The sequence below is a fragment of the Streptomyces sp. NPDC029044 genome (genome assembly GCF_040637495.1).
Classification (GTDB): Bacteria; Actinomycetota; Actinomycetes; order Streptomycetales; family Streptomycetaceae; genus Streptomyces.
Map to the genome: position 1 here is coordinate 39,662 of NZ_JBEZWN010000048.1, position 19,101 is coordinate 58,762.

The following is a 19,101-nucleotide window of genomic DNA, read 5'->3' on the forward strand; positions in this document are numbered from 1 at the left end:
GGGGTGCACGGGGGTAGTGGCATGACGATGCGGTTCGGGCTGCTGGGGCCGCCGGTGCTGTTCTACGACGCCCGGGGCGTCGCCCGGGGTACGGCCCGGGCCGTCGCGGGCCCCAAGTCCCGCGTGCTGCTGACCGCGCTGCTCCTCGACGCCGGGCGGGCCGTCTCCGTCGAGTCGCTCAAGGACGCGCTGTGGGGCGAGGCGGCCCCCGTGTCCGCCCAGGCCTCGCTGCACAACCACATCGCCCGGTTGCGGCGGCTGCTCGACGATCCGGAACGGCTGCGCACCGTGCCGTCCGGGTACGTGCTGCGGATCGAGGAAGGCGAGCTGGACGTCCACCTCTTCGACGCCCACGTCGCCGAGGCGCGTGCCGCGCACACGGGCCGGGACTGGGAGCGGGTCGTGCAGGTGTGCGCGGACGCGCTCGCCCTGTGGCGGGGTGCGCCGCTCGCCGGACTGCCGCCCGAGGTGGGCGGGTACGCCTTCGCCCAGCGGCTGTGCGAGGCCCGGCTGCTGCTCCTGGAGTGGCGCCACGACGCCGAGCTGGCGCTGGGAGGCCCACGACTCCACGAGCTGGTGCCGGAGTTGGCGGCGCTGACGGGTGAGTATCCGCTGCGGGAGGTGTTCTACCGGCAGTTGATGCTCGCCCTGCACCGCACCGGCCGTCAGGCCGAGGCCCTGGCCGTCCACCGGGACCTGCGCACCCGCCTCGTCGGCCAGCTCGGCATCGAGCCGGGGCCGGGGGTGCGGGAGGCGCATGTCGAGGTGCTGCGGGGCATCACGGGGGGCGGGGGCGCGGGGGAGCCGGATGAACCGGACCGGCCCGTGCCCTCCCCGGCCCAACTGCCGCCTCCACCCACCCATTTCGTCGGCCGGGCCCCCCTGCGTGAGGCCCTGCGCCGCGCGCTCACGGCACCCGGCCCGCATCCCACCGCCGTCATCAGCGGCATGGCCGGCGTCGGCAAGAGCGCGCTCGCCCTGCACGTCGCCCATCAGCTGACGGAACGTTTCCCCGATGGGCAGATCCACCTCGACCTGCACGGTGCCACCCCGGGCATGGCCCCGCTCACCGCTGCTCAGGCGGTCACCGCCCTGCTGCGTGACCTCGGTACCGAACCCTGCCGCATCCCGGAACAGCCGGCCGCAGCCGCCGCGTTGCTGCGTTCGCTGCTCGCACCGACGCGCACGCTCCTGGTGCTGGACGACGCCGCGAGTGCCGCGCAGGTACGGCCGCTGCTGCCGGGAGGCGCCGGGTGCGGGGTGATCGTCACCAGCCGTTCGCCGCTGACCGCCCTCGACGGCGCGGCCAGGTTCCCGCTCGCCCCCCTGTCGGACGAGGAGAGCGCCGAACTCCTGCGCAGGGCCTCGGGCCGCGACGGCCTGCACGGTCCGGACGCCGCCCGGCTCCTCGTCGAGCTCACGGGCAGGCTCCCGCTGGCCCTGCGGATCGTCGCCGCGCGGCTCGCCGCCCGTCCGGCGCTGACACCCTGCACCCTGGCCGGGCAACTCGCCGCCGCGGACAGCCGCTTGCAGCACCTGGAGTACGACGACCTGAGTGTCCGCCGCTCCCTGGCCGCCGCGCACGACGCCCTCGCCGCCTCCGAGCGGGAGACCGACCGGGACGCGGCCCGCATCCTGTGCCGCATCGGCGCGCTCGGCCTGCCCACGTACGGCGCCCCGCTGCTCGCCCGCCTCACCGGCACCGGGGAACCCCGCGCCGAGGCCGCTCTGGAACGTCTCCTCGACGTGGCCCTGCTGGAGGAGTCGGCGTACGGCCGCTACGCACCGCACGACCTGGTGCGCGACTTCGCCCGCGAACGGGCCGGAGAGCGGGCCGGAGAGCGGGCCGGAGAGCGGGACACCGCCCATGCCGGCACACACGCCGACCCCGACCCCGACGCCGACCCCGACACCGACATCGCCGGCGCGGCGCTGCACTGGTACGCGGCCGTCGCCGAACGCGTCCTCGCCGCGATCGTGCAACCAGGTCTCGACCTGGACGACCGCCGCCGGCCCACCCCGTCCCAGCCGAGCGGCCACACGGCCCACGTCGGCACCGTCGCCCCCTTCGCCGGCCCCGGGGCCGCCTTCGCCTGGGCGGACAGGGAGCTGGAGAACGTCGTCACCCTGGTCGAGCGGTACGCGGAGGACCCGTCCGGGCAGCGGGCCGGACTGGTCGGCACGCTCGTCCGGCTGATCTTTCCCTACGCGCATCGCCGCGGGCGCGTCGCCGAGATGGAGGTGCTCGGGCAGGCCGGCCTCCGGGTGGCCCGCCGGCTCGGTGACGCGGAGGCGGAGGCGTACGCGCTGGCCGACCTCGCCGGGCTGCACTTCCTGACCGGCCGGCACAACGACGCCCTCGCGCTCAACGACCGGGCACTCGCCATCTGGCGGCGGCTGGACCACCCCTCCTGGATCCGCCGCTGCCTCAACAACCGCGGCCTGCTGCTGGACGGGCTCGGCCGGCGCACCGAGGCGGGTGAGGCACTGGCACGGAGCCTGCGGTACGCACGGCAGCTGAACGACCCGTACGGCGAGGCCGTCACCCACAGCCACCTCGGCAACCTCGTCGAGCACACCGACCCGCGGGCCGCCATCGAGCAGCACCGGCGTTCGCTCGCCCTCGGGGACGAGATCGGCGCCGTGATCGTGCGGCACTCCGCGCACTGCAACATCGGATACGCGCATCTGCGGCTCGGTCAGCCGGCGTCCGCCCTGCCGCACTTCGAGGAGAGTCTGCGCATCCTCGGCGGCCACGGCGACTGGCACGGTGAGTCCCAGGCCCGGCTCGGTCTGGTCCGTGCCCTGCGGCTGCTGGGCCGCGGCGGGCGGGCCGCCCGGGAGTGCGCCGAACTGCTCGGCCTGGCCGAGGCCCGCGCCGACCGCTACACCGGCGGTCTCGCCCGCCACCAGCACGGGCTGCTGCTGCGGGAGCGGGGGCAGATCGGCGCTGCGCGCGCGGCGTGGGACTCGGCTCTCGCGGCCCTGGAGGGAACGGACGAGCAGACGGTCGTCACAGAGCTACGCGCGTTGCTCGCTCCCGCCGGCCGGTCACGCGGCGGCCTCGACGACGCCCCGCCCGGTCCGGCTACTTGGCGTCCGCGTAGCACTCCACCACCGCCGTCGTGAACGGGAACCGCACGGGCGTCTCCCCGAAGGTCAGCCGTCCGGCCAGGGCCGCCGCCTCGCGGATCGCCGCCACGACCGTCTCCGTCTCCTCCTGGGGGCAGTGCACGATCACCTCGTCGTGCTGGAAGAAGACCAGCTCGGCCGACAGCTCCGCGCAGGCCTTGCGCAGCGCGGCGAGCAGCAGCAACGCCCAGTCGGCGGCGCTGCCCTGGACGACGAAGTTGCGGGCGAAACGGCCGCGGGCACGGGCGTTGGTGGAGGCGTAACCGGGCACCCACTGCCCACCGTCCGGCTGCTCGTCCTCCCCGGAGCCAGAGCCAGAGCCGGAGCCGGAGCCGGAGCCGGAGCCGGGTCCGGAGCCGGGTCCGGAGCCGACGGCAGCCGTGGGGATGCCGGCCTCCTCCGTGGCGTCGTCCGTGCCCCGGACCGCGGGCGGGCAGGTCCGGCCGAGCCAGGTCCGCACGAGCCGGCCCTCCTCACCGGCCCGGGCCGCGTCGTCGACGTAGGCCACCGCCCTGGGGAAGCGGCGTCTGAGCGCGGCGAGGTTCTTCAGGCCGTCCCCGGAGGTCTGGCCGTAGACCGCGCCGAGCACGGCGAGTTTGGCCTGGGAGCGGTCGCCGGAGAAGGCGCGGTCGGAGACGGACTGGTACAGGTCGGTCTCCCGGCCGGCCACCTCCATCAGGCCCGGGTCGCGGGAGATCGCGGCGAGGACGCGCGGCTCCATCTGGTCGGCGTCGGCGACGACGAGCCGCCAGCCGGGGTCGGCGACCACGGCCCGCCGGATCACCTTGGGGATCTGGAGCCCGCCCCCGCCGTTGGTCACCCAGCGCCCCGTCACCGTCCCGCCCGCGAGGAACTCGGGTCGGAACCGCCCCTCGCGCACCCAGTCCTGGAGCCAGGACCAGCCGTGGGCGACCCAGATGCGGTACAGCTTCTTGTACTCGATCAGGGGCTTCACGGCGGGGTGGTCGACGGTCTCGATCTCCCAGCGGCGGGTCGAGGAGACCTTGATCCCGGCCTGGGCGAAGGCCTTGACCACGTCGGCGGGCAGGTCGGGGCGGACCCGGCGGCCGAACGCCGCGGACACCTCGTCGGCCAGCTCGGCCAGGCGGCGTGGCTCGCCGCCGCCCGCGTACCGGTCGCCCAGCAGGTCGTGCAGCACGGCGCGGTGCACCTCGGCGCTCCAGGGCAGCCCGGCGCGGTTCATCTCGGCGGCCACCAGCATGCCCGCCGACTCGACGGCCGTCAGCAGCCGCATCCGGTCGGGGTGCTCGGCCCGCTCGTGCCGCCTGTGCTGCTCGGCGTAGACGGCGAGGAGGTCCGGCAGGGGCAGGGGGACGCCCTGCGGCTCGAACAGCGAGGACTGCGAGCCCGGTTCGGCGGAGCGCTGCGGGGGATCGGGCGGCACGGGGCCGCCGCGCAGCCGGGCCAGGGCGGCCGCGGCCGAGCGGGGTTCCCCGTAGCGACCCTCGTGGCCGAGGAGGAGGGTCTCGGCGGCCTCGATGTCGTAGCACCGCTCTGCTCGCACCCCCGCGGCGAGCAGGCGCGGGTAGACCTCGGCGGTGGACCGCCACACCCACCGCGTGACGCCGGGACGGCTCCGGACGGCCTCGGCGGCGTCCGCCTCCCGGCGCACCGGGCCGGAGGGCAGCCCGTCCTGACCGAGGGGGGCGACGTCCACGCCACCGTCCTCGGCCGGAGCGAGCGCCCACCGGTCGGCCATGCCGCGAGTGTGACAGGGGGGTCTGACAACGCCCCCCGGCCCGCCGTACGTGGAAGGCCTCGTCAGGCCTGGTCCGTCTCCTTCTGCGCCAGCATGATCTTCTCCAGCACCGTCAGGACGTACTGCTCGGCCCGCTCCTTGTCGATGCCCAGGCCGCTGAGGACGCCCCGGCCGTTCTCGTGCTCCAGCAGGGCGAGCAGGATGTGCTCGGTGCCGATGTAGTTGTGGCCCAGGCGCAGGGCCTCGCGGAAGGTGAGCTCCAGGACCTTCTTGGCCGCCTGGCCGTACGGCACGAGCTCCGGGACCTCGTCGAGGGCGGGCGGAAGGGCCGCTGTCGCCGCCTCGCGGACCGCGTCGAGCGGGACGCCCTGCTGGGTGATCGCCTTCGCGGCGAGGCCGTCCGGCTCGGCGAGCAGACCGAGGACGAGGTGCTCGGGCAGGCCCTCGGCGTTGCGGGCGGCCTTGGACGCGTTGTGCGCGGCCATCACCGTGTTGCGGGCGCGGGGCGTGTACCGGTCGAAGCCCTGGCTCGGGTCGAGGTCGTTGGACTCCTTCGGCACGAACCGCTTCTGCGCGGCCTGCCGGGTGACGCCCATGCTCTTGCCGATGTCCGTCCAGGACGCGCCGGACCGCCGGGCCTGGTCGACGAAGTGGCCGATCAGGTGGTCGGCGACGTCGCCCAGGTGGTCCGCGGCGATCACCGCGTCCTGGAGCTGGTCCAGCGGCTCGGGGTGGACCTTCTTGATGGCCGCGATGAGGTCGTCGAGACGGATGGATGACGTGGTGTCAGAATGCGTCATGTGTCAACCGTAGGTTGCGCCCCCTGCGACTGTCAACCGAGAGTTGACACCCGTGCGGAGAGGGGTGGCATGGCACCATCGGCCCGTGAGTACGTCCAGCACCGTCGATCGCGCGTTCGCGTCGGCCCTCTACGAGACCGGCGAGACGGCCCTCGACGCCGGCGCCTCCCTGCTCGCCTCCGACCCGGCGGCCGACGCCGAACTCGCCTGGCGCGGGCACGAGTTCGTGGCCGGAGCCTGGCGGCGGGGCTGGCAGCCGGCCGATGTGGTGCGTCTCGTGCGGCGCGAGCTGGACGACCTGCACGTGCTGCTGGTGGCCGCGCTGATCCGCGCACAGGCCCCCGGCGACGGGCCCCGGGGCCGCCGCTGGAACGCCCAGCTCGCGGAGCTCCCCGACGACCCCCCGCCCCGCACCGACCGCTTCTCACACGCCACCGCCGTACTGGAGCTGTACCGCCTGCTGCTGCGGCTGCCGGCGCTGGAGGCCCTCGACGAGACGCCCGGGCGGGCACCCGGAGGGGCGGGGACCGAGTCCCGCATGCTCACCCGTATCCGCGCGCTGCTCGCCAAGGCGGAGGCCACCGGGTTCCCGGAGGAGGCCGAGGCGCTCAGCGCCAAGGCGCAGGAGCTGATGGCCCGGCACAGCGTCGACGAGGCGCTGCTCGCGGCGCGGGCGCCGTCGCCGGACGCGCCCGGGGCCTGCCGGATCGGGGTCGAGCCGCCGTACGAGCAGGCCAAGGCGGTGCTGCTGGACGCCGTCGCGGGCGCCAACCACTGCCGGGCGGTGTGGAACGAGCCTCTGGGCTTCTCCACCGTGGTCGGCTTCGAAGCCGACCTGGAGGCGGTCGAACTCCTCTACACCTCGATCCTCGTCCAGGCCACGACCGCGATGACCAGGGCCGAGGCCGCCCAGCGGGCGGGCGGCCGCAAGCGCACCAAGACGTTCCGGCAGTCCTTCCTGGCGGCCTACGCCCACCGCGTCGGCACCCGGCTCACAGCCGCCGCCGAGACGCAGGTGACCGACGACCTGCTGCCCGTCCTCGCCTCCCGCGAGGTCGCCGTGACGGGGCGGCTGGACCGGATGTTCCCGGAGACGACCACGACCCGGCTGCGCGGGGTACGCGACGCGGCGGGCTGGACGGAGGGCGCGCAGGCGGCGGACCGTGCCCAGGTCCGGCACCGGCCGCCGCTGCGCTGACGCCGGCCGCGCCGCTCTCCCGTCAGTCGCCCGAGGTCTCGAAGCCGCTCACGGAGGCCTGCGCCGCGCCGCTCCCCGCCGCCTTCCGCGCGACCTCGCCGTACGACCACGTCAGGTCGTGTGCGGCCTTGCTGTCGCCGGGCAGGGTGAAGGACGCCTTGTGCACCTTGAGGCTCTTCTCGGAGCCCGCCTCGCCCCGGACATAGGTGATCGTGAAGGACGTGGTGCCGCCCTCTCCGAGCGTGAGCGACTGGGCCTTCGCGCCCTCGTCCGGGGAGACGGACGTCGTGGTGTCCTCGGCCAGCAGGTCCACGCCGGGGAAGCCCTTCAGCGCGCACTGCGCAGCCTTGTTGGTGAGCGTGACGGTGACGGTGCCGGTGTCCCCGGCGGCCGGGGCGGCGCCCGCACCGACCTCCACGCCCATGTCGCCGAGCGCGCAGGCCGAACCGCTCTTCCGGTCCGCGTTCTTGACGTCGTCACCACCGGTCTTGTCGTCGTCGCAGCCGGTCAGCAGGAGCGTCGTGGCGAGGGCTGCGGCCAGGGCGAGGGGGAAGGTGCGCATGGGGTCCTCTGGGCGTGTCGTACGGAAGCGGCTTCGGGCCCCTGGATCATCACGCACGCGGGTCCCGCACGGGCACGCACCCCCTGCGATTCCCCCGAACGCCGGACGTCCACCGGCCGTCACCGCCCCTTCGGCACAGGCCGATTGCGATGTGCCGGACCTGCCGGCCGGGAGCAGGCCTCGGCTGTTTCGGGCGGACGTCCGTGGCGATGTGCCGGACCTGCCGGCCGGGAGCAGGCCTCGGCCGCTTCTCCGGCGGACGTCCGTGGCGATGCCCGGGGGATCGCCACGGACGGGCGCAGGCCCTGGCCGCTTCTCCCGCACCTGTCCGCTGCGACGCCCCGAGGCCCGCCGGAAGGCGCATGCGCTCGCCGCCACACGGCCCGTGCCTCTTTCGGCGCACGGACGATCATCCGGCACCCGGCCGATCGTCCGGCACCCGCCCTGCCACCGCCCCGAACGCCGGACGGGCCACGGCCCCCGCAGGAGATCCGTGGCGCGTCCCCGCGGGTGCCGGTGTCAGCCGAGGCCCGCCGTCGGGAAGCCCGTGGGGAGCTTGCCGCCCTCGGCCTTCGTGTACGTCTCCGCGCCGAGGCCGCCCTCCCAGGTGACCTTCAGGCTGCTCTTGTTCACGGAGTCGACCATGCCGGTCGCCCGGTCCTTGGAGCCGTCCGTGCACTTCAGGCGGATCATCCGCATCCCGGACTCCTCGCCCGCGGTGCCGCTGCACACGCTCCCTCCGGTGGCGAACAGCGCGGCCTGCTTGCCGGTGATCACCAGGGCCACGGCCTTGCCGCCGGTCGTCGCGAGCCAGCTGCCCGCGAGCTCACCGCCGGCCGACCCCTCGGAGCCGGAACCGGAGCCGGAGCCCCCGCCCGGCGCCGCGGACGCCGAGTCCGAGGGGGACGGGCCGGACGCCGAGTTGTCCTCCGAGCCGCCGTCGCCGCTGCACGCACTGAGCACGAGCACGCCCGCCAGCCCCGCGGCCGCCGCCGCGACGCGCACGGCGCCGGAGCGACGCGAGAAGATCACCGAAGTCACTGCAAGCCCCCAAGCTGTAGCCGGCCGACCGGCCCGGACGGCACCGGCCGGCCTCCTGGCCGGAACGATCGCAGCAAGCTACCAGGGCCCGTCAAGGGCCTTCCGGAACGCCTCTTACCAGGACGACTTGCGCACCCCGGGCAGATACCCCGCGTGCGCCTGCTCCCGCAGACTCACCCGGGACAGCCCGAACGCCCGGAAGTAGCCGCGCGGCCGGCCGTCCACCTGGTCGCGGTTGCGCACCCGCGTGGCGCTCGCGTCCCGCGGCTGCCTGCGCAGCTCCGCCTGGGCGGCGAGCCGTTCGGCCTCCGTCGACGACGGCCTGCGGATGATCTCCTTCAGCTCGGCCCGCCGGGCGGCGTACCGCGCGACGACCTCCTGCCGTCGGTCGTTCTTCGCGATCTTGCTCTTCTTGGCCATCAGATCCTCACTCCCCGGGCGCGGATCCGGGCGACGGCCGCCTCGATCCCGATCGTGTCGACGGTCTTGATCCCCTTGGTGCTGAGCCGGAGCCGGACGTAACGGCCCTCGCTCGGCAGCCAGTAGCGCTTGGACTGGATGTTGGGGTCGAACCGGCGCGACGTGCGCCGGTGCGAGTGCGAGATGCGGTTGCCGAAGCCCGGCTGTGTGCCGGTCAGCATGCAGTGCGCGGACATGGGTGGTGACGTACCTCTCTGTCTCAGGTGATGTAAATGGAATTCATTTTCAGTAGCATAGCGGCATGGCACGCAACGAACTCCGTCCGGTCATCAAGCTCCGGTCCACCGCCGGGACCGGCTTCACCTACGTGACCCGCAAGAACCGCCGCAACGACCCGGACCGACTGACCCTGCGCAAGTTCGATCCGGTCGCCGGCCGCCACGTCGAATTCCGAGAGGAGCGCTGACCATGCGCGAGGGAATCCACCCGGCGTACGGCCCCGTCGTCTTCCGTGACCGTGCCGCGAACTACGCCTTCCTCACCCGCTCGACCATGACGAGCGAGAAGACGATCGAGTGGGAGGACGGCCGGACCTACCCGGTCGTGGACGTCGAGATCTCCGACGTCAGCCACCCCTTCTACACCGGCACCGCCCGCGTCCTGGACACCGCCGGCCGCGTGGAGCGCTTCGAGCGCCGGTACGGAAAGAAGGGCTGACCCATGGCTGCCCCTCCTGGGCTCCCCGTCGTGATCGTCGGCGGCCTGCACGCCGATGCCCGCAGGGCGGCCGTCGCGCGCCTGCTCGCCGACGTGCCCGGCAGCGTCGTCCTCCACCACGACCTCGCGACGGCCGCCGCGGGCACGGTCGTACGGACCATCAGGGACGCCTCCGGCATCCTCGACGCGGGGGAGGCGCCGCTCGTCAACGACTGTGCCTGCTGTGCCCTGCGCGAGGACCTGGTGCCGGAGCTGGAGCGGCTCCGGGACGCCGGCGGTACCCGGCTCGCCGTCGTCGAGCTGTGGGACTCCGTCGAGCCCAAGGCCATGGCCGAGGTTGTCACGGCCGGCGGTCTCACCGTCACCGGCGTGATCACCGCCGTGGACCCGGCCCTGGTCCTGCCCTACCTCGGCAACGGCGACGACCTGGCCGACGGCGGTCTCGCCGCCGCGGCCACCGACCAGCGCACGGTCGCCGACACCTTCGCGCGCCAGCTGGAGTACGCCCCCGTTCTGGCCATCGCCGAATCCCCGGAGGCAGACGAGGAGGACCGCGAGCTGCTCGCACAGTTGCACCCGACGGCCCGACAGGTGCGCATCGGGCAGGCCCTCCCGTCCGAAGCGGCCGAACCGTCCGGCGACGGACTGACCGTGCCGACCCCGCGCCGGCCTGCGCTCTCCTCCTTGGCCCAGGCCGCCCTGGCCGGCTTCGACGTCGAGGCGGCCGCCGCCGCCCAGCACCCGGCCTGTGCCCTGCTCCCCGCCGAGGCCGACGCGCACGGCGTCTCCACCCTGGTCTGGAGCATGCGGCGCCCCTTCCACCCGGAGCGGTTGTACGCGGCGCTGGAGGACCTGACCTGTGCGGCTGCCCGCAGCCGGGGCCGGTTCTGGCTCGCCGACAAGCCGGACACGCTGTTCCACTGGGACGCGGCGGGCGGGGCCCTGTGCGTGGAGAGCACGGGACCGTGGCTGGCCTCCCTGCCGGACGCGGCCTGGGACATGGTCCCGCCGGTGCGCCGGGCCGCCGCCGCGCTGGACTGGCACCCCGAGCACGGCGACCGCTGCCAGCACCTCGTCTTCACCTCGCCCGGCCTCGACCGGGACGGCCTGGAGCGGCTGCTGGAGTCCTGCCTGCTGACCGACGCCGAGTACGCCGCCGGGCCCGACGCCTGGCAGCGGCTGCCGCACGCCTTCGACACCCTCCTGGAGGTCTGACCCCCCATGCCGCGCAAGCCCGAGCGCAAGCCCGCCAAGAACCGGCCCAACCCCCTCGACCAGGCCGGCATCACCTACATCGACTACAAGGACACCGACCTGCTGCGGAAGTTCATCTCCGACCGCGGCAAGATCCGCAGCCGCCGTGTCACCCGGGTGTCGTCCCAGCAACAACGCCGGCTGGCCAGGGCCATCAAGAACGCCCGCGAGATGGCACTGCTCCCGTACTCCACCACCCGCTGACCCCCTCCGGCCCGGCGACCCTGGCGCGTGACGGCCGCCGGGCTCGGCCGGCCGGGGGCGGGCGTGCCCGGGTGCGTCACTGGCTGGGGTTCTCAGTCCACCGGTGCCGGGCCCGGCGACGCGTCGCCGGGGCGGGGCGGGGCGGGGCGGGGTGCCGGGTGGCCCCCGGCAGGGCGGTCTCGTTCAGTCGGCCGCGGCCGACGTGCGCGCACGCGTGGCGGATGGGCACCCCCGCCGATGCCGTGACGGTCCCGGAGACGGCTGCGGACCTGAGTGCCGGTGCCCGCGACCGGTGGCCGGCACCAGGCTAGGTGCCGAGGCCACCGCTGGCGGCTGTCGCCCGGTCCGGCCCGCCGCGGCCCCTGCGCAGGATCGTGATCAGGCGTAAGCGTCCCCGGTGGGGAACCCCGGCTCGTGCCGTCGGCTCACCCGCGGTCAGGGCCCGCATCCGGCGTCCGGGATCGAACGGGACGTCGACGGCACCGAGAGGGACGTCCCGGCTCGGCGGGCCGTGGCCGACGCGTCCGCACGCGTGCCCGGGTGAGGTTCCCCACGCTTGACGGACGGCGACCCTCCGGCGCACGGTGCGCCGACCCCGTCGGCGCAGCGGCCCCGCAGCCCGCCCCGGGCGCCCCGGACCGGGCCGGACGCCGGGCCCAGGCGGGCGCCCGGAGGCCGTCGGCCGCAGTGGGGCGCGCAGCTTCACGAGGGTGGGAAGCCGGGTCGGGGTCCGGCGATCGTCCGATGGGCGCACCGGCACAGGGACGACCCCGGCCTGCTGCGACCGGCCCATTTCTCCCCGTCCCCGCAGGCGGCGACCGTCTTCCGGATGCGGGTCGGCCGGTCGAACGACGGCCCCGGGGCCCCGCGCCTCAGCTCCCGCTTCTTCGGTACGGCACCCGCCGGGACCCTCGTTCCGTCGCCGAGTGGATGCTCCGCCTCCACCGGACCTCCGCCGAACCCACCGACTTCGTCGCAGCCCTCGGGGAACGGGAGGTGCGGCCAAGCCGTCAAACAGTCAAGAACTTCGGTAGAGCGGTCGTCAAAGCTGTAACCGCGGGACCACCCCGCGTGCACGTGCATCTGCCCATGCATCTGCACATGAACAGAGCTATGATCCGGGTCAGTTGACCACTGCATCAATGGCCACACCAGCCAGTGCACCACCGGGGAGCGACCTGTGGACCACGACGTGTACAACGGTATGGCGGCCGCCGGGCTGCACGGTGTGGCCTGGCAGAAGAGCCGGCACAGCAACTCGCAGGGCTCGTGCGTGGAGTTCGCCCGGCTGCCGGGCGGGGATGTCGCCGTCCGCAACTCACGCTTCCCCGACGGCCCCGCCCTGGTCTACACCCGTGCGGAGATCGAGGCCATGCTGCTGGGTGTGAAGGACGGCGAGTTCGACCACCTGGTGGGCGGCTGACGATCCGGCAGCCCCGCCCAAACGGGGCAATCGGCACTCAATGCGCGGTAACGCGCGTAGAACCGCGACGCGAGGAAGCGCCGCGGTTTCTCATGTCCCGTTCGGCCGCGAACCGGTCCGCGGCAGCCGGAACAGCGCCCAGACCACCTTGCCGTCGAGCGCGCCCGCGAGCGGATGCCAGCCCCAGCTGTCGCTGAAGGAGTCGACGAGGAACAGCCCGCGGCCCGACTCGGCGGAGAAGTCGTCGGTCTCCCGGGTCACCGGACTGTCGTGACTGGGGTCGCGCACCGCGCACACCAGCCGCTCGGTCCACCGCATCAGGTGCAGCCGCACGGGAGGTTCACGGCCGCCCGCGCACCCGCCGTTCGCCGGCAGCCCGTGCCGCAGGGCGTTGGTGACGAGTTCCGAGACCACCAGGCAGACGTCGTCGAACCGGTCGCCCATGTCCCACTGGTCGAGGGTTCTGCGGGTGAACTGCCGTGCCTCGCGCACCGCTTCGTAGCGGGCGGGCAGAGCACAGGAGGCGGCGTCGGACACGGCCGCGGGATCAAGCGGCGGAAGGCCCTGCCGTAACGGCTCGAGCATGGTCGATCCATTCGTCCCCATGCGAGGCACTCCCGGGAATTCGCGGTCGGTGCGATGCGGCGGTGGTGCGGGACCATGGTTTCGGATGCGTACAGCAGATGCAAGGGCAGATGCACGTGCAGGTGACCGGAATAAGCCGTCCCGTACCGCTTGTTGGCCAATTTTTCCGTCACCTTCGCGACTCTCTTTGGCCGTTCGCTTGCCTTCTTCTTGCTCCCGCGCGCGAGCGTCGACCGTCTCGATTCCGTTTCCGTAACCGGACGAGTACTGCTCGGAGTGTTTTAGTGGCAGACTGCGGCCCCTGAAGACGTTGGGGAGGCTGGCGAACGTGAGCGCGGGAGAGCCGGGATCGGTGGTGCGGCGCATGCTGCTCGGATCACAACTCAGGCGACTGCGTGAGGCGCGGGGCATCACGCGCGAGGCGGCGGGCTACTCGATCCGCGCCTCCGAGTCGAAGATCAGCCGGATGGAGTTGGGCCGGGTGAGCTTCAAGACCAGAGACGTCGAGGACCTGCTGACCCTGTACGGCATCACGGACGAGCAGGAGCGCGCCTCCCTGCTGTCCCTGGCCAAAGAGGCCAACGTCGCGGGCTGGTGGCACAGTTACTCGGACGTGCTGCCCAGCTGGTTCCCGACCTACGTGGGCCTGGAGGGCGCCGCCTCGCTGATCCGGGCGTACGAGGTGCAGTTCGTGCACGGTCTGCTCCAGACCGAGGCCTACGCCCACGCGGTGGTCCGGCGCGGCATGCAGGGCGCGAGCGAGGCCGACGTCGAGCGCCGCGTGGCGCTGCGGCTGGAGCGCCAGAAGCACCTCGTCGACGAGCGCGCGCCCGACTTCCACATCATCCTGGACGAGGCCGCCCTGCGCCGCCCGTACGGCGACCGCGCGGTGATGCGGGGTCAGCTCCAGCACCTCATCGACATCTCCGAGCGGCCCAACGTACGGCTCCAGGTGGTGCCGTTCAGCCTCGGCGGCCACTCCGGCGAAAGTGGCGCGTTCACGATCCTCAGCTTCCCGGAGTCCGACCTCTCGGACGTCGTCTACCTGGAGCAGCTCACCAGCGCGCTGTACCTGGACAAGGCCGAGGACGTCGCCCAGTACGAGAAGGCGCTCAAGGAGCTCCAGAGCGACAGCCCGGGCCCGTCGGAGAGCCGGGACCTTCTACGGGGCCTGCTCCAGCTCTCCTGAAGTACTCCTCCAACTCGCCTGAAACACAAGTACGATGACGTGTGATCAGATCGTGAAGGCGCGATCAGAGGTCTGCCAGGGATCGAGGGATCACACATGTCGTCGTCCTACTTCACCGACCTTGCACAGCAGTACATCGACGGTGAGTGGCGCCCGGGTACCGGCTCCTGGGACATCATCGACTTCAACCCGTACGACGACGAGAAGCTGGCGTCGATCACCATAGCCACGGTCGAGGAGGTCGATCAGGCGTACCGGGCGGCGGCCCGCGCCCAGAAGCAGTGGGCCGCGACCAACCCCTACGCCCGCCGGGCGGTCTTCGAGAAGGCGCTGCGCCTGATCGAGGAGCGCGAGGCCGAGATCTCCGAGGCCATCATCGCCGAGCTCGGCGGGACCCGTCTGAAGGCCGCGTTCGAGCTGCACCTCGCCAAGGAGTTCCTGCGCGAGGCGGTCCACCTGGCCCTGGCGCCCGAGGGGCGGATCATCCCCTCGCCGGTGGACGGCAAGGAGAACCGCGTCTACCGCGTGCCGGTCGGGGTCGTGGGCGTGATCAGCCCCTTCAACTTCCCCTTCCTGCTGTCGATCAAGTCCGTCGCCCCGGCGCTGGCGCTCGGCAACGCCGTGGTGCTCAAGCCCCACCAGAACACGCCGATCGTCGGCGGCTCCCTGGTCGCGAAGATCTTCGAGGACGCGGGGCTGCCCGGCGGACTGCTGAACGTGCTCATCACCGACATCGCCGAGATCGGCGACGCCTTCCTGGAGCACCCGGTCCCCAAGGTCATCTCCTTCACCGGCTCCGACGCCGTCGGCCGGCACGTGGCGACCGTCTGCGCCCGGCAGTTCAAGCGCTCCGTCCTCGAACTGGGCGGCAACAGCGCGCTGGTCGTCCTCGACGACGCCGACATCGACTACGCGGTCGACGCGGCGGTCTTCAGCCGGTACGTCCACCAGGGCCAGGTCTGCATGGCCGCCAACCGCGTCCTCGTCGACCGTTCGGTCGCGGACGAGTTCACCGAGAAGTTCGTCGCCAAGGTCAAGACCCTCAAGGCGGGCGACCCGCGCGACCCGCAGACCGTGATCGGCCCGGTCATCAACTCCTCGCAGGCGGACGCCGTCTCCGGTGTGGTCGAGCAGGCCCTCGCCGAGGGCGCCACGGCCCTGGTGCGCGGCGGACGGACCGACAACCTCGTCGAGCCGTCCGTGCTGACGGGCCTCCCCGCCGACTCGGCGCTGCTCAGGCAGGAGGTCTTCGGGCCGGTCGCGTTCCTCGTCCCGTTCGACGGCGAGGCCGAGGCCGTACGCCTCGTCAACGACACCCCGTACGGCCTGAGCGGTGCCGTCCACACCGGGAACATCGAGCGCGGCGTGAACTTCGCCAAGCAGATCGACACGGGCATGTTCCACGTGAACGACGGCACCGTGCACGACGAGCCGATCGTCCCGTTCGGCGGTGAGAAGCACTCGGGCATCGGCCGGCTCAACGGCGACACGATGCTGGACTCGTTCACCACGACCAAGTGGATCTCGGTGCAGCACGGCCGGAGCGGTTTCCCGTTCTAGACCTTCGGTAGCTTCCGGACCTTCCGGCGCCCGGGCCCTTGCGGACAGAACCTGACCGCAAGGGCCGATAGCTTGGTCGGTGTCAGGGGGAGAGGCCCCCGGACCTGGCGAAGGGCGGCGGTCATGGTCACTCACGTTCCGGCGGAGGCACACGGCGACGAGCGCGGGGCGCTCCTGGCCTTCATCGCCGAGCAGCGCGGCGGTGTCCGCCGGGCGGTGCTCGGGCTGACGGACGAACAGGCGGGGTCCCGCCCCAGCGCCAGTGAGCTGTCCCTCGCCGGGCTGGTCAAGCACGTCGCCGAAGTCGAGCAGATGTGGGTGTCCCTGGCCAAGGGCGAGCCGCCGGCCGTCGTGCGGGACCAGAGCAACTGGCACGAGTGCTTCCGGCTGGTCGAGGGCGAGACGGTCGAGTCGCAGCTGGCCCACTGGGAGAAGGTCGCCGCCGAGACGGAGGCGTACATCCGCTCGGTGCCGAGCCTCGACGACACCTTCGCGCTGCCGGCGCAGCCCTGGTTCCCGCCGGACGGCCGGGTCTCGCACCGCTGGCTCTGCCTGCACCTCATCCGCGAGACGGCCCGGCACGCCGGTCACGCCGACGTCATCCGCGAGTCCCTCGACGGCAGGACGGCCTTCGAGTTGGTGGCCGAGGAGCAGCGGGTGGTGGCCGAGGCATAGCCTTGGCCGCATGTCAACGATCCGCCTCCTCGTGCTCGGCGCGGTCCGCATGCACGGGCGGGCCCACGGCTACCAGGTGCGCAACGACCTGGAGTACTGGGGCGCGCACGAGTGGTCCACCGCCAAGCCCGGCTCGATCTACCACGCGCTGAAGCAGATGGCGAAGCAAGGGCTGCTGCACGCGCACGAGATCGCCCCGTCCACGGCCGGCGGTCCGCCGCGCACGGAGTACGAGATCACCGGGCAGGGCCGCGAGGAGTACTTCCGGCTGCTGCGGGAGGCGCTGGTCACCTACGACCAGCGCGCGGACGTGAAGACGGCGGCCGTCGGCTTCGTCGTCGACCTGCCGCGGGCCGAGGCGGTCGCGCTGCTGAAGGAGCGGACCCTGCGGATCGAGCAGTGGCGGGCCTCCGTCCTGGAGCACTACGTGCCCGAGGAGGGACCCGGGCAGCTCGGGCACATCGGCGAGATCATGAACATGTGGGTCCACACGGCCGACTCCGAGGCCGAGTGGACCCGCGGTCTCATCGAGCGCATCGAGGGCGGCGCCTACACGTTCGCCGACGAGGGCGACCCGTTCGTCGGGGTGCTGGCCCCGGGCGAGGAGAACCCCTACGCGACCGGGGAGCGGCATCCCGGGGACGACGACTAATCAAGTTTGACGAATGGTTCGGGCGGGGATACCTTCGAGCCTGTAGTCAAGTTTGACTAGATGGGGAGGCTCAGTGGCCGACGCGGCGATCACCGTCGAAGGCGCGGAGAAGACGTACGGCGACAAGAAGGCGCTGAACGGGCTCGACCTCACAGTCGCGCGCGGCACGGTGCACGGGGTGCTCGGCCCGAACGGCGCGGGCAAAACCACCCTCGTGAGGGTTCTGTCCACCCTGCTGCGGCCCGACGCGGGCCGGGTCGAGGTGGCCGGGCACGACGTGGTGCGCGAGGCGTACGCCGTGCGGCTGCGCATCGGCCTGCTCGGACAGCATGCCGCGCTCGACGAGGAGCTCGGCGGCCGGCAGAACCTGGAGCTGTTCGGCCGGCTGCACCACCTGGGCGCCCGGCGGGCACGCGCGCGTGCCGGTGAACTGCTGGAGCGCTTCGGCCTGGCCGACACCGGCCGCAAGGCGGTCCGGCAGTACAGCGGCGGCATGCGGCGCCGCCTGGATCTGGCCGCCTCGCTGATCACCGAGCCGGAGGTGCTGTTCCTGGACGAGCCGACCACCGGCCTCGACCCGCGCGGCCGCGCCGAGGTGTGGTCCGCCGTCCGCTCGCTGGTCGGCGGCGGCACCACGGTCCTGCTCACCACCCAGTACCTGGAGGAGGCCGACCAGCTCGCCGACCGTATCGCGGTCGTCGACGCCGGCCGGGTCGTAGCCGAGGGCACGGCGGACGAGCTGAAGGCCGAGACCGGCGGCGACCGCATCGACGTGGTCCTGCGCGACGCGGGTCAACTGGGGGCGGCCGTCGCCCTGCTGCCCCTCACGGGGATCGGCGTCGACGCCGACCGCCGGCTGCTGAGCGCCCCGGTGACCGACCGCATGCAGGCCCTCTCCGGGGTCGTCCGGGCTCTCCAGGAGGCCGGGATCGAGGCGGAGGACGTCGCCCTGCGCCGCCCGACGCTGGACGAGGTGTTCCTGCACCTCACCGGAGACGACCGCCGAGTGAAGGAGCCCGCGTGACCGCCCACGTCCTGACCGACTCCTGGACCATGACCCGCCGGGAACTGGCCCGCTGGGGACGGCAGCCGGTGCAGCTGGCCGTCAACCTGGTCTTCCCGGTGATGCTGCTGCTGATGTTCGGCTACCTCATCGGCGGCGGCCGGGGGGTGAGCGGCGAGTACCGCGACTACCTGATCCCCGGCATGCTCGCGCTCACCATGGCCTTCGGCCTGGAGGGCACGCTGCTCGCGGTCACGCAGGACCTGAACAAGGGCGTGATCGACCGCTTCCGCTCGATGCCGATGGCCAACGGCGCGGTCCTGGTGGGCCGTTCGACCGCCGACATGCTCCAGTCGGCGATGGCCCTGGTCGTGCTCGTCGGCGTGGGCGTCGCCCTCGGCTGGCGGCCCGGCGGCGGTCCGGAGGCCCTCCTCGCAGCCGTGGGGCTGCTGCTCCTGTTCCGCTTCGCCATGCTGTGGATCGGCATCCACCTGGCCCTGGTGGCGGGCAAGCCGGAGCTGGTCCAGGCCGTGCAGATCCTGGTCTGGCCGGTCGGCTTCCTCTCCAACGCGCTGGCCACGCCCGGCTCCATGCCCGGCTGGCTGGGCACGGTCGTCGAATGGAACCCGATGTCCCACACGGCCACGGCCGTACGCGACCTCTTCGCCGTGCCGGGCACGGAGCCCGGCCACGTCTGGCCCGCCATCGCCTGGCCCCTGGCCCTCCTGGCAGTGTTCTTCCCGCTGGCGGTACGGAGGTTCGGGCGACTGAGCCGCTGATTCCGGTGGGCCGGGGCACGGTGGCGGGGCCGCCGGCCCCGGGCGGGCTACTCGCGGGTGAGCACAGGCGGCTGAGCCGGGCGGGCGGAGTGCGGTCGGTCGAGCCGCCGGCCCGGGCCGGCGGTAGGGGCCGTCGGCCCGGCAGCCGAAGTACTCGCGGCTGAACCGCCGGCTCGGGCAGGCGGGG

The 19,101-nt window shown here is 73.1% G+C and carries 20 protein-coding genes; 13 read left to right on the forward strand and 7 right to left on the reverse strand.

Annotated elements, in window-relative coordinates:
- Positions 1-21 precede the first annotated feature (21 nt).
- The gene (locus tag AB0E85_RS29425) at positions 22-3,129 is read left to right on the forward strand and encodes a BTAD domain-containing putative transcriptional regulator (RefSeq protein WP_361933281.1); all 3,108 of its coding nucleotides are present in this window, start codon (positions 22-24) and stop codon (positions 3,127-3,129) included.
- Here the strand turns inward: AB0E85_RS29425 and AB0E85_RS29430 are convergent.
- Both AB0E85_RS29430 and AB0E85_RS29435 read right to left on the reverse strand, forming a co-directional pair.
- Complete coding sequence (locus AB0E85_RS29430; protein WP_361933283.1) at positions 3,089-4,852, reverse strand: bifunctional 3'-5' exonuclease/DNA polymerase; 1,764 nt, start codon at positions 4,850-4,852, stop codon at positions 3,089-3,091. The genes AB0E85_RS29425 and AB0E85_RS29430 overlap by 41 nt on opposite strands.
- Before the next feature lie 62 nt (positions 4,853-4,914).
- Positions 4,915-5,652, reverse strand: a complete 738-nt coding sequence (locus tag AB0E85_RS29435) for a Clp protease N-terminal domain-containing protein (protein ID WP_361933286.1) — start codon at positions 5,650-5,652, stop codon at positions 4,915-4,917.
- A gap of 85 nt (positions 5,653-5,737) precedes the next feature.
- Here AB0E85_RS29435 and AB0E85_RS29440 point away from each other — a divergent pair, with 85 nt between their 5' ends.
- Positions 5,738-6,850, forward strand: coding sequence for a DUF2786 domain-containing protein (locus AB0E85_RS29440; protein WP_361933289.1), 1,113 nt, complete (start codon positions 5,738-5,740; stop codon positions 6,848-6,850).
- A 22-nt stretch (positions 6,851-6,872) separates the two neighbouring features.
- Here AB0E85_RS29440 and AB0E85_RS29445 read toward each other — a convergent pair whose 3' ends face one another.
- The 4 genes from AB0E85_RS29445 to rpmB all read right to left on the reverse strand — a co-directional run bounded on the left by AB0E85_RS29445 (position 6,873) and on the right by rpmB (position 9,109).
- Entirely contained in the window at positions 6,873-7,412 is a 540-nt protein-coding gene (locus AB0E85_RS29445) for a DUF4232 domain-containing protein (RefSeq protein WP_361933291.1), read from the reverse strand.
- A 519-nt stretch (positions 7,413-7,931) separates the two neighbouring features.
- Positions 7,932-8,444: a hypothetical protein gene (locus AB0E85_RS29450; protein WP_361933294.1), complete on the reverse strand. Its 513-nt coding sequence runs from the start codon at positions 8,442-8,444 to the stop codon at positions 7,932-7,934.
- A gap of 123 nt (positions 8,445-8,567) precedes the next feature.
- Positions 8,568-8,873: a 30S ribosomal protein S14 gene (rpsN, locus tag AB0E85_RS29455; protein WP_062928325.1), complete on the reverse strand. Its 306-nt coding sequence runs from the start codon at positions 8,871-8,873 to the stop codon at positions 8,568-8,570.
- Positions 8,873-9,109 carry a 50S ribosomal protein L28 gene (rpmB, locus tag AB0E85_RS29460; protein ID WP_361933297.1) on the reverse strand — a complete coding sequence of 79 codons (237 nt, stop codon included), beginning with the start codon at positions 9,107-9,109 and terminating at the stop codon, positions 8,873-8,875. Before rpmB ends, rpsN begins: the two co-directional genes overlap by 1 nt.
- Before the next feature lie 65 nt (positions 9,110-9,174).
- Between rpmB and rpmG the strand changes: the two genes are divergently transcribed.
- From rpmG to AB0E85_RS29485, 5 genes are all read left to right on the forward strand, one after another.
- Positions 9,175-9,339, forward strand: coding sequence for a 50S ribosomal protein L33 (gene rpmG / locus AB0E85_RS29465; protein WP_033310252.1), 165 nt, complete (start codon positions 9,175-9,177; stop codon positions 9,337-9,339).
- A 2-nt stretch (positions 9,340-9,341) separates the two neighbouring features.
- A complete protein-coding gene (locus tag AB0E85_RS29470) occupies positions 9,342-9,590 on the forward strand; it encodes a type B 50S ribosomal protein L31 (RefSeq protein WP_033310254.1) in 249 nt (82 codons plus the stop codon).
- A gap of 3 nt (positions 9,591-9,593) precedes the next feature.
- Positions 9,594-10,805 (forward strand): GTP-binding protein, encoded by a 1,212-nt coding sequence (locus tag AB0E85_RS29475; protein WP_361933300.1) that lies wholly within the window; start codon positions 9,594-9,596, stop codon positions 10,803-10,805.
- A 6-nt stretch (positions 10,806-10,811) separates the two neighbouring features.
- On the forward strand, positions 10,812-11,048 hold the full coding sequence (gene rpsR, locus AB0E85_RS29480) for a 30S ribosomal protein S18 (RefSeq protein WP_359632336.1): 237 nt from the start codon (positions 10,812-10,814) through the stop codon (positions 11,046-11,048).
- Between the two features lie 1,204 nt (positions 11,049-12,252).
- Positions 12,253-12,471, forward strand: a complete 219-nt coding sequence (locus AB0E85_RS29485; RefSeq protein WP_045296613.1) for a DUF397 domain-containing protein — start codon at positions 12,253-12,255, stop codon at positions 12,469-12,471.
- 90 nt (positions 12,472-12,561) lie between these two features.
- Here the strand turns inward: AB0E85_RS29485 and AB0E85_RS29490 are convergent, their stop codons facing one another.
- The gene (locus AB0E85_RS29490) at positions 12,562-13,077 is read right to left on the reverse strand and encodes an ATP-binding protein (protein ID WP_361933303.1); all 516 of its coding nucleotides are present in this window, start codon (positions 13,075-13,077) and stop codon (positions 12,562-12,564) included.
- A 343-nt stretch (positions 13,078-13,420) separates the two neighbouring features.
- Here AB0E85_RS29490 and AB0E85_RS29495 point away from each other — a divergent pair, with 343 nt between their 5' ends.
- The 6 genes from AB0E85_RS29495 to AB0E85_RS29520 all read left to right on the forward strand — a co-directional run bounded on the left by AB0E85_RS29495 (position 13,421) and on the right by AB0E85_RS29520 (position 18,914).
- Positions 13,421-14,245, forward strand: a complete 825-nt coding sequence (locus AB0E85_RS29495) for a helix-turn-helix transcriptional regulator (protein ID WP_361933331.1) — start codon at positions 13,421-13,423, stop codon at positions 14,243-14,245.
- A 96-nt stretch (positions 14,246-14,341) separates the two neighbouring features.
- Positions 14,342-15,805 (forward strand): aldehyde dehydrogenase family protein, encoded by a 1,464-nt coding sequence (locus AB0E85_RS29500; protein WP_361933306.1) that lies wholly within the window; start codon positions 14,342-14,344, stop codon positions 15,803-15,805.
- 123 nt (positions 15,806-15,928) lie between these two features.
- Positions 15,929-16,480, forward strand: a complete 552-nt coding sequence (locus AB0E85_RS29505; protein ID WP_361933309.1) for a DinB family protein — start codon at positions 15,929-15,931, stop codon at positions 16,478-16,480.
- Between the two features lie 10 nt (positions 16,481-16,490).
- Positions 16,491-17,132 (forward strand): PadR family transcriptional regulator, encoded by a 642-nt coding sequence (locus tag AB0E85_RS29510; RefSeq protein ID WP_361933312.1) that lies wholly within the window; start codon positions 16,491-16,493, stop codon positions 17,130-17,132.
- Between the two features lie 73 nt (positions 17,133-17,205).
- Positions 17,206-18,156, forward strand: coding sequence for an ATP-binding cassette domain-containing protein (locus AB0E85_RS29515; RefSeq protein ID WP_361933315.1), 951 nt, complete (start codon positions 17,206-17,208; stop codon positions 18,154-18,156).
- On the forward strand, positions 18,153-18,914 hold the full coding sequence (locus AB0E85_RS29520; protein WP_361933318.1) for an ABC transporter permease: 762 nt from the start codon (positions 18,153-18,155) through the stop codon (positions 18,912-18,914). The genes AB0E85_RS29515 and AB0E85_RS29520 overlap by 4 nt, the downstream gene beginning before the upstream one ends.
- The last annotated feature ends 187 nt before the right edge of the window (positions 18,915-19,101 follow it).